Origin of the sequence: Leucobacter ruminantium, assembly GCF_017565705.1 — a bacterium.
GTDB lineage: Bacteria > Actinomycetota > Actinomycetes > Actinomycetales > Microbacteriaceae > Leucobacter > Leucobacter ruminantium.
In genome coordinates this window covers 125341-138114 of sequence record NZ_JAGDYL010000005.1, presented here as the reverse complement: position 1 = coordinate 138114, position 12774 = coordinate 125341, and the positions used below count along the sequence as shown (strand labels likewise).

Genomic DNA, 12774 nt, shown 5'->3' with positions numbered 1-12774 from the left:
AACGCCATGCACCCGAGCCACCCGCACCATCACGCCCCGGGTTCGTCACCGCCCTACGTCGGTGCGCCAGAACCGGCCCCCACCCCGGACGCCGCCGCTGCAACAACGGCGTCATCGCATGAGCTGTTCGCGCAGGGCGACCCATCGTTACGCGACCGCGAATCGCAGGTCACAGCGGGCGAGGCGGAGTCCGCCGAACAAGACCAGGCCGGCAAGGACAAGAAGGACAAGAAGAAACCCTCGAGACGGATCTACATCACGTGGGAACGGCCGTCCGATATCGCGTTGAAGGTCGGCACCTACGTGATGGGGCGTGGCGCCTACGAGCTCGCGCAACTGCACCGCTGGGTGCGCGGGGAGATCGCCCAGGGAGCGCGCCTGGCTCGTCACCGCGTCCGTCAAGGCGTCGCAACGGCCAAGCTGCGACGCAGCGATCCGACCGTCGCCCCCGATCTCGATCCCGATCACGCGTCCGGTCGGGAGCGACCGGCACCGACATCGACGCCTGACGCGGCGGCCCCGCAGCCGGTCCCTTCTCCGGAGCCGCAGCCAGCGCTGTTCCCGGAGTCCGAGGTGCTGCCCGATCCGGGTTCCGAGCAGCGGGGCATGTGACCCGGTGACGGGGGCCCGGCACTTCGTCTCCATGGAGGAAGACATCATGACTAACAATCTGGGGAAGGATCCGTCGGCCACGAAGCCGGCGTTCGCGACGAACGAGGGGCTCAGGCAGCTCTTGCGGCGCTTGTCGGCCACGCCCGGTGCGTGGCGGCAGGATCCGGAGGCCCGCGCACTGTCGGAGTACGTCACCGAACGGTATGCCCGATTGTGCCGGAAGTGGGGGCGGGACCCTGGCGAGGCGGCGGTGGCGGCATTCCATGCGATGCAGGGCGACTACATCCTCGGTTCGGGCAAGCCCTGGGGCGTGGTGACGGTCGCTGTGCGCGCGGCGCTCATCGCGGAGACGATGAGCGAGCGGCTGCTGATCTCCCCGGAACGGGCGCGGCAGGAGGACGTGAGCGTGTTCGCCCGCCCGGTCCGGGCCGGCGGTCACGAGGAGTTCCTCTACGATGTCGTCGCGCTCGCCCCGTGGGATCAGGAACCGGCCTCACCACTGGTATCGCAGGCGCAGGCGGTCGCCGTGAGGTTCTTGGTCGCGCTGCGCTGGGAGCCCGGCAGCGCCCTGACCGCGGTGGAGTACGTCTTCGCCCGGTTCATCGCCGCAGCGAACATCGACCGCGCCTACCGGTACCTGCGCATGGACGAGACCGGGCCGACGCTGCTCGATATGCCGAAACCGAAGTGGCGGGAGCTGGTACGGCTCATGATCGGTTCCAGCGGAGAGGAGGGCGTTCCCGGCAAGCGCGGGCTCTTCGCGCGCATCGTGATCGAGCTGGAGGGCGGCGCCTCGCAGCTGGAGACCATCTACGAGCTGCTGCGCGACGACCAGCTCATCATCGCGCTGCATGAGCTGCTTCCGGAGGCGTGATGAGCGAGGGGGCGCAGGAGCGCACGATCGAGTCGATCCGGGTCGGCCGGCGCCTGCGCCGCGACCTCGGAACCCTCGACGAGCTGTGCGAATCGATCCAGCGCTTCGGACTGCTGCAGCCGATCACGATCACCCCCGACGGGTACCTGATCTGCGGACTGCGCCGCCTCGAGGCATGCCGCCGCAACGGCGACCGCACGATCAAGGTGTGGGTGCGCTCAGGCCTCTCCGAGAACCTGCGGCTGATGCTCGAAGCGGAGGTGCAGGAGAACACGTGCCGTCTGGACTACTCCCCGACCGAGGCGGCGGGCCTGTATGCCGAGCTCAAAGCGATCCTGCAGGAGGAGGCGTCCCGCAACCAGCGTGCGCATCAATTCGGTGCCGCCGGGGTGCCAACGGTTGGCACCCCGGTCGGCAACGCCGCGAAGCAAGCGGCGCTCGCGGTCACCGGCACCCGCTCAGACCTCACCCATGAGCGCGTCCTCGAGGTCACCCGCCTCGCCGACGACGAGTCCGCGCCGGAGCTGCTGCGCGCGGTCGCCAAGGAACAGCTGACCGTGATGGAAGAGCAGCGCACGGTGAAAGGCCCGTACGCACAGGTGAAGGTCGCCGAGGCGAGCACCACGCTCGTCTCTCTGCTCTCGGAAGACCTGCCGGTGACGTTTCGTGAGGAGACCGCGCACGCCCTGCAGCGGCTCGAAGAGGCGACCACCACCGATGAGCGACTGGCCCGTGCACGCGAGGCGATGGCGCGCGCGAAAGAAGGGCGTGCCCGCCCGAAGGCACCGGCCCGGCAGACGGAGCTGCGTACCGCTCCCGTCGAACCGCGGCAGTACGCGGTCCGGGCGCTCGTGGGCACACTGCAGGAGACCGACTACTGGTGGACCCACTACGACCCGGCAGAGGTCGGGCGGGCGCTGACGGCGGCGCAGTGGGAGCAGTTCACCGACTGGATCGACCAATCGGTCGCGTTCTACGAAGCTGTCCGCGCCGTCCGCGAATCATAGGGCGCTGCCCGCCTGACGGCACTTGGCGGGCATGGAACGCAACCCTCGCCTCTTCATCGCCCTCATCGGCGCCGGTATCGTGCTGACCGTCCTGACCGGCATCGCACTCTACGGCCTGTTCACCGGACCCCGCACCGCCGGCGCCGGCGAGGACCGCACCAGCTCCGCCGCACCCACCGAGACGGATGGGCCGTCGGCCGGCGATGAGCTGCTCGCGATCGACCGCGAAGCCGGTGGGGAGGAGTTCGCGAGATCGGCGGCGGAGGCCCTGTTCACCTGGAGTACCCGCGGGCAGGCCTCCCCCGAGCTGGTGCGCGAGCATCTGCTCGAGGTGGCCGACCCGACCGGCTACGAGACGCCCGGCCTGTACGCCGATCTCGCCGGTTACCTGCCGTCTGAGTCGCAGTGGCGGCAGCTCCGCCAGTTCGACACGCGCCAGTCGATCAAGATCACCGAGCTTGCGATCCCGCAGACCTGGGAAGACGTCGTCTCCGACCCGGCGAATGAGCTCGCGCCGGGGACCGTCGCCTTCACCATCGACGCCGAGCGGATCCGCTCCGGTGGGTGGGAAGGCTCGGCGCACCGGGACGAGACACGGGACGAGGTGGAGTTCACCGTGTTCGTGACATGCCCGGAGAAGACGGGCGAGTGCAGCCTGCTGCGGCTGTCGAAGCTCGGGAGCGCGCTGCGATGAAGAAGGCCCTGGTCTTCGCGCTCGTCTTCCTGCTGTGCGCGCCGATGTTCGCGGTGCTCGGTATCGGCATGTTCATGAGCCCGGCGCTCGCGAACGCCTGCGTCGGGACCCTCACGGTCGGGGAGGTCCCGGACTCCTTGACGGCGACGAAGACCGACGGTGAAGAGGTCACGCTGAACCGTGCGCAACTCACGCACGCGGCGACCATCATCACCGTCGGCGGACAGATCGAGGACGTCGGCACCGACGGGGTGCGGATCGCGCTCATGGCCGCGCTCATGGAATCGTCGCTGCGGATGCTCGCCAACTCCCGCGACTACCCCGAGAGCCTGGACTACCCCAACGACGGGGCGGTGGACGATCGCGACACCCTCGGACTGTTCCAGATGCGCCCAGTCGCCGGGTGGGGCACCGTCGCAGAGCTCATGCGCCTGGAGTATCAGGTGCAGGCGTTCATGGGCGGCCCGGACGGCCCGAACGCTGGCAGCCCGCGAGGACTGCTCGACATTCCCGGTTGGCAGGCGATGGACCCCGGCGCCGCAGCCCAGGCGGTCGAGGTCAGCGAGCACCCGGAACGGTACGCCGCGTTCCGGCCGGTCGCGGATGCGATCATCGCGGCGCTCACGAAACCCGGCTCCGAGGGCGGTGGCGCCGGTGGCGCCGGTGGCGGGAATATCCCGGAGACCGACAGCGTGGTCGTGCCGATGCCGGCAGGCGGGTACACGATCACGTCGTTGTTCGGGTGGCGCACCGATCCCGTCACCGGCAACACCCTCGATTTCCATACGGGCACCGATTTCGCCGCCCCCGACGGCAGCCCGATCCTGTCGACGGCCGACGGCGTCGTCCTGCACGCTGGTTTCGTCGACGGGTGGGGGCTCATCATCGTGATTGATCACACGGTCGACGGCAAGCGGGTCTCGAGCATGTACCACCACATGTGGGAGCACGGCATCCACGTCTCCCCCGGCGACCGCGTCACCGCAGGCCAGCAGATCGGAGAGGTCGGATCGTGGGGGTACTCCACCGGGCCGCACCTGCACTTCCAGATCCACCCCGGAGGCTGGGGAGAGGACCCGGTCGATTCACTGGCTTGGCTGGAAGATCACGGGGCGACCGCCGGCGAAGTCGTCGGTGGTGGTGAGGAACACGGCCGGTGCGCCGTATGAGACGCGGGGCCGAGGTCTCCCCCGACTTCAGTGTCGTCGACCAGGCGACCGGACTCGCTGGGATGGTCGGCGCGCTGATGACATTCGCCTTGATCGTCGCCGTGATGATGCTCATCGTCAGTGCTCTTCTGTGGGCGATCGGTTCCGCGACCGGGAACTATCAGGGTGCCGCTCGGGGCCGGACCGGGGTGCTCGTCGCGCTCCTGGGTGCCATCTGTGCGGGCGGGGCCCTGGCGTGGGCCAATTTCTTGCTCGATACCGGCGACAGTCTCTAAGCACGAGGCTGCGGTGGCTCGGGCGACTCGCCCGAGCCACCGCCGGCGGTCAGAGCATCTGCCGGAGGCGTTCAGCAAGGCCGGGGAACGGCGCGAGCGTCTCCAAGAGGCTCTCGCGAACGCGCTCGCTGGGGCAATGCATCATGAGCTGCTGCACCGAACGCGCTTGCTCTGGGGTGAGCGTGAGCGTCTCGCCGGTGTCGTCGTCGATGCCGAGCACGAGCGCTTTCCCGAAGATCGCGCTGCGGGCGCCGCGCTGGTGCGCGACGATGGTGGCGGCGAGGTTCAGGACGGGTCGATCGACCAGGAGCCCTTCATCGTCGACGAACATGTCGAGGCCGTCGCCGAGTGCCACGATGTCCAGGAGTCGGCAGTCCAGGTAGTGCCTGATGGATGCGCCGTGGTCGGTCGGGTCGATGGGGACGGTCCCGTTGCGGCCGTCTGCGATGAGCATCCCGGTGAGGGGTGTGGTGTTCATGATGGGTGTTCCTTTCTGCGTCTGGCCGGCTGCCGTCCGCTGGCGAGGTGGGAAGCGGAGCGGACGACGCGCAGGGACGCGCGGCGGGGGCGTAATGGGAGGGGCCCGCGCAGCGGGAGGGTCACCGTTCGTTCCCGACGCGGGGTCCGCAGCGGCGGGAGCGCAGCTATCCTGCCGCTGCGCGGAGGGCTGACGACCAGACCGGGGCGGGGCGCCGATCGCGCGGTGTGCACCGTGGTGCCGGGAGGGCGGCACTTCCGATCTGAGCCCCCGCGATTCGGGGGCTGCTCAGGAATCGGAGGCGCACGTGACCACTATCGGAGACCTCGTCGCGGGATCGGGACTTGTCCCCGGCACCGTCGACATCACCCCGAACGAGGACGGGCTGCCGGGCATCTCGCAGCTCGAGACGATCGTGGGAGCGGTGATGACGATCGGGTTGGTCCTGAGCGTATTGGCATTGATTATTTCTGCTGTGATCTGGGGTTTTGGTGCAAATTCGTCAAATCCTCACATGGCTTCTCGCGGAAAAGTCGGCGTTCTGGTGTCCTGCGGGGCCGCGGTTCTGTGTGGCGCCAGCGTGGCCCTCATTAACTGGGGCTGGGGCGTCGGCCAGGGCATCTGATGAGCCTGTGCGACATCCCGCTGCTGTCCGAGGTGTGCAGCTTCGTCGGCGAGGCGCCGGCGCGCTTGGTGACCGCGCCGTTCGACTGGGCAGGGCAGGCGATGGCGAACTCAGCGGCCTGGATGGTGGAGGCGCTGTGGGTCGCGATCGACTCCACGACGCTCGTCGACGTCACGACCGATGGGTTCGTGTCGGTGTACAACCTGGTGTTCGGCATCGGGGTGCTCATCAGCCTCATCTTCTTCTTCCTCCAACTGATCACGGGCCTCATCAGACGCGACCCGGGGGCGCTGAGACACGCGTTTCTGGGGCTTGCGCGGTCTATCCTCGGCAGCTTCGTCGTCATCACCTTGACCGCACTGCTCCTGGAGGCGGTCGATCAGCTGTGCATCGGGCTCGTGCAGGCGGCCGGCGAGTCGATGGAGACGCTCGGCGACAAGTTCACGCTCCTGATGATCGGCTTGGGCGGCCTCAACCTGACGTCGCCGGGCGTGGCGGCGATCCTGATGATCTTCGTCGGGTTCCTCGCGATCGCAGGCACGGCGATCCTGTGGTTCTCTCTACTCATTCGCAAGGGCCTCATCCTGGTGACGGTGGTGCTCGCACCGCTGGCGCTCTCGGGCACGGTGTGGGAGCATGCGCGCGGCTGGGTGGGCAAGTGGGCGGCGTTCCTCGTCGCGATGATCGTCAGCAAGCTCGTCGTCGTCATCGTGTTCCTGGTGGGCACGAGCCAGCTCGCCGCCCCGATCGATCTTGATATCCAAGCGGTCGCGGACCCGCTGTCGGGGATCGTACTGCTGCTCATCGCGTCGTTTGCGAGCTATATGAGCTACAAGCTGATCGCGTTCATCGGCTTCGACCTCTATCAGACGCTCAGCTCCGAGCAGGAGGCGAAGGAGGCGGTGAACCGCCGCGTGCCGGTCCCCCACAAGCCGCAGAAGAAGGACGACTCGAAGAAGGTCCTCGATGACAAGTCCGGTGAGGGGAAGGGCAAGGGTGGCGGCTCCGGCTCGCCGTCGAAGTCGGGGACGAAGCCGCCGAGCAATCCAACACCGGACGCCGGCACCGGGGGCAGTGCCACGCCAGCAGCAGGTGCGGAAGGCTCTGCCGGATCCGCGGGCGCCGGGACCGCAGGAGCCGGGGTGGCGGCCCCGGTCGTGGCGGGGGCGGCGATCGTCGTGGGCACCGCGAAAGCCGGCGTCGACTTCGGGAAGGGCGTCGGCCAGGAAGCAGATGCGCACGCCGGCGCGCCCGCCGATTCGGAGTCGCGCCCGATGCCGCCGTCCGCGCCGCCGCCGACGATCGCGCCGAACTCGAAACCGCTGGCCCCGCCTCCGGCTCAACCGTCGGAGTAGACGCCCATGGCAGATTCACGTACTTCAGGGGAGTTCTCGCTGGAGCCGGTGCGGTTCTCCCGGCTGTCTCGACGCGGCGTGCTGCTGTCGCTGTCCGGACTGCAGCTCACCTCCGCGGGGATCGCGGTGGCCGCGTTCGTCGGCACCCTCTACTCGGTCGGCGCTGAGGCGCTGCCGTGGACGAGCCCGATCTGGGGCGGCGGTCTCGCGATCACCTGGGCGCGAATCGCGGGCCGTCCCGTCGTCGAGTGGATCCCCCTCGTCATCACCTGGGTCCTACGGCAGGCAGGAGGCCAAACCGTGTTCAAAGCGAAGATCAGCAGACCCCGCCCCGCCGGGACGCTCGCCCTGCCGGGTGACGCCGCCCGGCTGCGGCAGTACGACGACCCTGAGTCCGGGGCCGTGATGGTGCACGACCCGCACCACGCGACCCTCACGGTGGGGTGCGACCTCCTCCACCCGTCGTTCGTGCTGCTGGACCCGGCCGAGCAGGAACGCCGCATCCAGGGATGGGGACGCGTCCTTTCGACCGCATGCCGGTCCGGACGGATCGCCCGGTTACAGGTGCTCGAACGCACCATCCCCGACGGCGGTACGGCCCTCGTCGACTGGTGGCGCGAGCACGGCGTGCACGACGGCTCCTGGGTGGCCCGCGTCTACGGGGAGCTCATCGAGCAAGCCGGCCCCTCGGGTGAGCGTCACGTCTCCTCGATCGCGCTCGCGCTCGACATGCGCCGTGCCGCACAGGCGATCAGACGCTCCGGCGGCGGCATCCGGGGTGCGGCCGCGGTGCTTCGGCAGGAGATGCGCACCGTCGAGGCCGCACTTCGCGCCGCCGACCTCCACCCTTCCCCCTGGTACGACGCGGGAAGCCTCGCCGTCGACCTCCGCTCCGCCTACGACCCCGCCATCGCCCCGACCCTCGAGCGACACCGGGAGATCGGCAGATCGCTCGCGACCGCCGGCCCAGTTGCCGTCACCGAGTCCTGGGGGAGCCTGCGCACCGACTCCGCCTACCACTCGGTCCTGTGGGTCTCGGAATGGCCGCAAGCGAGCGTCTACCCGGGGTTCATGTCGCCGGTGATCCTCGCCGGCGGGATCCGCCGCACGGTCAGCATCACCTATGAGCCGGTGCGCACCGACCGCGCCGCACGCGAGTTGCGCAAACGCAAGGTCGAGCACATCAGCGACGCCGCCCAACGCGCCAGGATGGGACAGATCGAGGACGCCGCGGACTCCGCCGAGCTCCAGGACGTCCTCCAGCAGGAGGCGGACCTGCTCAGCGGGCACGGGGTGCTGCGGTATACGGGCCTCATCTCCGTCAGCGCGCCGACGATGGACGAGCTCGAGGCCGCGGTCGCCCAGATCCAGCAGGCCGCGATCCAGTCCTCCATGGAGACGCGGCTCCTTGTCTCCCAACAAGGGCAGGCGTTCGCGGCGGCGTCTCTGCCGCTGGCCCGGAAGGTATGACCGTGGGCGACCGATTGCACACCACCCCGCTGATCTCTCCCGGGCAGGAGCGGCGGCGGGACCGGAAAGCCCGCGAACGCGCGGCGCAGCGCATCAAGTATCAGGAGGTCGCGGCTCGCAACCTCGCGGACATGGAGCGTCGCCGTCAGGTGCGCGCCGAAGCCCGTGCGACACAGATCCTCCCACGCGCCGGTGAGCCCGGGCCGGCGTCCCTGCAGCAGCCGCGAGCGCTTCGCATCCCGCAGCATCAGGACACCTCGGCGGCGCTGCAGGGGCTCTATCCGTGGTTGGCCGAAGGCGGGCTCGGGGCGAGCGGCGTCTATATCGGCCAGGACCTCTACTCAGGCTCGGCGTTCTCCTACGACCCGTTCGAACTGTATGCCCGGGGTGTCATCAGTGCACCGAACGTGGTGATTTCGGGGATCGTCGGATCGGGCAAGTCCTCCCTCGCGAAATCGTTCTACACGAGAAGCCTCGCGTTCGGCAGGCGGGTCTACGTCCCGGGGGACCCGAAAGGCGAGCACAGCCCGATCGCGCGGATGGTGGGCGGGAAAGTGATCCAGCTCGGTCATGGGCTCTCGAGCAGGCTGAACCCTTTGGACCCCGGCTACCGCCCGAAAGGGCTCTCCGATGAGGAGTACCTGGCGCAGGTCACCGCGCGGCGCCGGGATCTCGTCGGCGCACTGGCGGAGACGATGCTCGGCCGGTCGCTCTCTCCGGTCGAGCATACGGCGATCGACGTGGCGCTGCGGGCGGCGCTCTCGCTGTCCTCGGTGCCGGTCCTGCCGCAGGTGGTGGATCTCATCTTGAAGCCGGACGCGCGGGATGACCCGCGTCTCGCCGAAGACGGACGCATGGTCGGGCACGGCTTGCAACGGCTAGTCGGCGGCGATCTCCAGGGCCTCTTCGATGGCCCGAGTACGGAGACCTTCGACCCGTCCGCGCCGATGGTGTCACTCGACCTGTCCCGGGTCACGGAGTCTTCGGCCCTGATGTCGGTGCTGATGACCTGCGCGTCGGCCTGGATGGAAGCGGCGCTCCTGGACCCGGAAGGCGGGCGGAGAGTCGTTGTTTATGATGAAGCGTGGAGGCTGATGAGCGTACCGAGTCTCTTGCGCAGGATGGATTCGCATTGGAGGCTCGCCCGCAGCTACGGCATCGCGAACATGCTGCTCTTCCACAAGGCGAGCGACCTCCACAACGTGGGCGACGCCGGAAGCGCGATGCGCGCCCTCGCCTCGTCGCTCTTGGCCAACGCCGAGACCACGATCACCTACAGGCAGTCCGCAGACCAGCTGCACCTGACCGGAGAGATGCTCGGACTCACCCGGACAGAGCAAGACCTCTTGCCGGGCCTGTCCACCGGGCAGGGTCTCTGGAAGATCAAGAACCGGTCTTTCTTGATTCAGGCGCAACTCCATGCGGAGGAGTTCTCAGCCTTCCAAACAGATACACGCCTCACTGAGGGGTAAGAATCTGATCCCCGTCACGCACCGTAAACTGCGGCCGGACGGCGACGTGGCGGTCACCCACAGCCTACGCTCTTCGGGCCAGGAGAGGCTTCGGAGCCGGGAACTACATCGTTGTAATTCATCCACAGGATGGGGACAAAGCTGTGCAGTTCCCCGTTCACGGTCCTGAGGGAGACCTGGCGGCGTCCTCGGCCTGAGGAGCTGCTGCACCCGCGACGGCCGCTTTCGCGCTGCTGAGGGCAAGGGCGCGCCTGCGCGCCCGCGGCAGCCCGAAAACCGGGAGCCTCGACCCGACGGCGGAGCCTTCTCAAAGGTCCCGGCCCGATCGGGGGTTCTGATGCCGCGGCTCAGGCACCTCAACGGTGTGAAACGACGCCACAGACATCGACCCCAAAGTTCTTCGACCCACTCGACCCCCTCGGCCCCTCCGGGTCCGGCACACGCCGAGCCGCACAAACCGGCGGCTCCGACAGTGCCGCCTGTGCTGCCGATCGTGAGGGCGACGGTGCAATCGGACGAGCACGTCGAGGTGACCCTTGACGGACGCATGTGGGTGACCGGCCTGATCGACCGTTCCTCCCTCGGGCTGGTGCTCGGCACGATCGTCGCCGACCAAGGCTGCCCGGTCCGCGTGGAGATCATCGAACCGGACGGACGCCGCTTCGCCGACATCATCACCCCGGTCGCGCTCTCCCGCTTCGCGCCCCCGCAGCACGGCAACTCTACGACGGCAGCCCCTGAGCCTCAGGAGGAGACGCAGCTGCGCGAGATCGACGGGTCCGGCTTCATTCCCGGGGAAGACGTCGGCCTCGCCGTCATCGTGAGCGCGAGCTCCGCCGATCACAGCGGGCGCGCACGCGCGACCATCGATCAGGCGAACGTTCCGTCCGGTCTCGGCGTGCTCTTGTTCGGGTTCATCTCCGGCACCGTCGTGCATAGCGGGATCCGCTCGTGACGTTCTCCTCGCCCAGGCCCGTCAACGATCACCTCGTCAACGTCGGCCTTGCGATCCTCGCCGCCGCCGTGGCGTCGACGGGGATCCTGCGGCTGGCCGGGACCATCGCCGCGTTCCTCTCGGGTACGCCTGCACCGGCCGGGGGCTTCGCGTCAGCGATCGGAGTGCTGGCTTCACCATTGGATCCCGGGCGCGCACTGGGTGCCGCAGGGCTCAGACCGTTCGTGTATTGGCCGGTCGCCCTGCTCATGTTCGCGGCCGTATGCGTGCCGGCTGTTGCGCTGGTCGCCTGGTGGCGAGGACGCAAACGGGTGCCGAACCCTCGCCGGCTCGACGGGATCGCCACCCGCGGCGAGATCTCGGAGGTCGCCTCGGCGAAGCGTCTACTGCAGCAGGCAGGAACGTTGCGACCCTCGCTCGCTGGGAAGGACGTGACACCGGAAGAGGTCGGGTATCTCCTGGGCTCGGCCCGGGGTCGGGAGGTGTGGAGCACCGTCGAGGACTCGACGCTGGTCATCGGCCCGCCCCGGAGCGGCAAATCCCTGCACGTGGTGGTCAACAGCATCCTGGACGCTCCGGGTTGTGTCATCACGACCTCGACCCGCCCCGATTCCCTCTCCATCACGCTCGAGGCACGCAAGCGCAAAGGCCGCGTCGCGGTGTTCGATCCGCAAGGACTCGCCCCCGGGCTTCCCGCGGGCATGCGCTGGTCACCGGTCCGGGGATGTGAGGACCCCCAGGTCGCCATGATCCGTGCTGCGGGCTTCGCCGCGGCCGCCGGGTTCGGGGATGTCGAGTCCGGCGGCTTCTGGGAGGGCAAGACGCGCTCGGCGATCCAGGCGCTGCTGCACGCGGCGGCGATCGACGGACGGGATGCGCGAGCGTTGTATCAATGGGCGCTCTCCCCCACCTCAGCGATGGACGCCGTGCGGATCCTGCAGAGCTCGACTGACGCCGCCGATGGGTGGGCGGACTCGCTTGAGGCGATGGCGACGGCGGATGCGAGAACGAGGGACAGCATCTGGCAGGGCGTCGGACTCGCCTTTCAGTCGCTCGCCGACCCGAGGGTCCTGGACGCGGTCTGCCCCGGCCCCGAGGACGGATTCGATCCCGAGCAGTTCATCCTCGACCACGGGACCTTGTATCTCCTCGCGACCGGCAGTGGCGCCTCGGCGTCCGCGGCGCTCGTGGCCGCGTTCATCGAGGATCTCGTCGAAGTCGCTCGGCGGATCGCGGCGCGCTCTCCTGGGGCACGGCTCGACCCGCCGGCACTGATGACGTTGGACGAGATCGGCAACTTGTCGCCTCTGCCCTCTCTCCCGACGTTGATGGCTGAGGGTGGCGGCAGCGGGATCACCTGTCAGCCGGTCCTCCAATCGCTGGCGCAAGCGCGGCAATCGTGGGGTGAGCACGCCGCGCAGGCGATCTGGGATGCCTCGATCTGCAAGGTCGTGCTCGGTGGCGGATCGAACAGCAAGGATTTGCAGGATCTCGCCGCGCTCTTCGGCGAGCGCGACGAGTCGACCGACACGGTCGGCACCGATCAGTACGGGGGCCGGTCCCTGCAGCGTTCGATCCGGCGCGTCCCGGTGCTGCCGCCGGAGACGTTGCGTTCGCTGCCGTTCGGCACCGGGGTGGTCGTGTTGCGTTCGGCCCGACCGATCGTTGCGGACTTGCGCTCGTGGCTGACACGACCGGATGCGACCCGACTTCGATCCGAACGCGCGGTCATCGAGCAGACGATGCGCGCCGCGCACACGAGGCCAGGATGACCGGGCCCGGTACTTC

13 protein-coding genes are annotated in these 12774 nt (G+C 68.7%); 12 read left to right on the top strand and 1 reads right to left on the bottom strand.

Annotated features, from left to right (window positions below; translation table 11 throughout):
• The first annotated feature begins 6 nt into the window (after window positions 1–6).
• The 6 genes from J4H91_RS03970 to J4H91_RS03945 are packed head-to-tail and all read left to right on the top strand — an operon-like array spanning window position 7 to window position 4631.
• Window positions 7–612: a hypothetical protein gene (locus tag J4H91_RS03970; protein WP_208044955.1), complete on the top strand. Its 606-nt coding sequence runs from the start codon at window positions 7–9 to the stop codon at window positions 610–612.
• 46 nt (window positions 613–658) lie between these two features.
• On the top strand, window positions 659–1486 hold the full coding sequence (locus J4H91_RS03965) for a hypothetical protein (RefSeq protein ID WP_208044954.1): 828 nt from the start codon (window positions 659–661) through the stop codon (window positions 1484–1486).
• Window positions 1486–2493, top strand: coding sequence for a ParB/RepB/Spo0J family partition protein (locus J4H91_RS03960; RefSeq protein WP_208044953.1), 1008 nt, complete (start codon window positions 1486–1488; stop codon window positions 2491–2493). Before J4H91_RS03965 ends, J4H91_RS03960 begins: the two co-directional genes overlap by 1 nt.
• Before the next feature lie 31 nt (window positions 2494–2524).
• Complete coding sequence (locus J4H91_RS03955) at window positions 2525–3187, top strand: hypothetical protein (RefSeq protein WP_208044952.1); 663 nt, start codon at window positions 2525–2527, stop codon at window positions 3185–3187.
• A complete protein-coding gene (locus J4H91_RS03950) occupies window positions 3184–4356 on the top strand; it encodes a M23 family metallopeptidase (RefSeq protein WP_208044951.1) in 1173 nt (390 codons plus the stop codon). Before J4H91_RS03955 ends, J4H91_RS03950 begins: the two co-directional genes overlap by 4 nt.
• Window positions 4353–4631: a DUF6112 family protein gene (locus J4H91_RS03945; protein WP_279543190.1), complete on the top strand. Its 279-nt coding sequence runs from the start codon at window positions 4353–4355 to the stop codon at window positions 4629–4631. The genes J4H91_RS03950 and J4H91_RS03945 overlap by 4 nt, the downstream gene beginning before the upstream one ends.
• A 49-nt stretch (window positions 4632–4680) precedes the next feature.
• On the opposite strand, the gene J4H91_RS03940 is transcribed toward J4H91_RS03945, so the two are convergent.
• Window positions 4681–5109: a DUF3846 domain-containing protein gene (locus J4H91_RS03940; RefSeq protein WP_208044949.1), complete on the bottom strand. Its 429-nt coding sequence runs from the start codon at window positions 5107–5109 to the stop codon at window positions 4681–4683.
• A 316-nt stretch (window positions 5110–5425) separates the two neighbouring features.
• Here J4H91_RS03940 and J4H91_RS03935 point away from each other — a divergent pair, with 316 nt between their 5' ends.
• From J4H91_RS03935 to J4H91_RS03910, 6 genes are all read left to right on the top strand, one after another.
• A complete protein-coding gene (locus J4H91_RS03935) occupies window positions 5426–5734 on the top strand; it encodes a DUF6112 family protein (RefSeq protein ID WP_208045075.1) in 309 nt (102 codons plus the stop codon).
• On the top strand, window positions 5734–7089 hold the full coding sequence (locus J4H91_RS03930) for a conjugal transfer protein TrbL (RefSeq protein ID WP_208044948.1): 1356 nt from the start codon (window positions 5734–5736) through the stop codon (window positions 7087–7089). Before J4H91_RS03935 ends, J4H91_RS03930 begins: the two co-directional genes overlap by 1 nt.
• A 6-nt stretch (window positions 7090–7095) precedes the next feature.
• Entirely contained in the window at window positions 7096–8559 is a 1464-nt protein-coding gene (locus J4H91_RS03925; protein ID WP_208044947.1) for an SCO6880 family protein, read from the top strand.
• Window positions 8556–10031: a TraC family protein gene (locus tag J4H91_RS03920; protein ID WP_208044946.1), complete on the top strand. Its 1476-nt coding sequence runs from the start codon at window positions 8556–8558 to the stop codon at window positions 10029–10031. Before J4H91_RS03925 ends, J4H91_RS03920 begins: the two co-directional genes overlap by 4 nt.
• 481 nt (window positions 10032–10512) lie before the next feature.
• On the top strand, window positions 10513–10986 hold the full coding sequence (locus tag J4H91_RS03915) for a hypothetical protein (RefSeq protein ID WP_208044945.1): 474 nt from the start codon (window positions 10513–10515) through the stop codon (window positions 10984–10986).
• Window positions 10983–12758 (top strand): type IV secretory system conjugative DNA transfer family protein, encoded by a 1776-nt coding sequence (locus tag J4H91_RS03910; RefSeq protein WP_208044944.1) that lies wholly within the window; start codon window positions 10983–10985, stop codon window positions 12756–12758. The genes J4H91_RS03915 and J4H91_RS03910 overlap by 4 nt, the downstream gene beginning before the upstream one ends.
• Window positions 12759–12774: the final 16 nt, after the last annotated feature.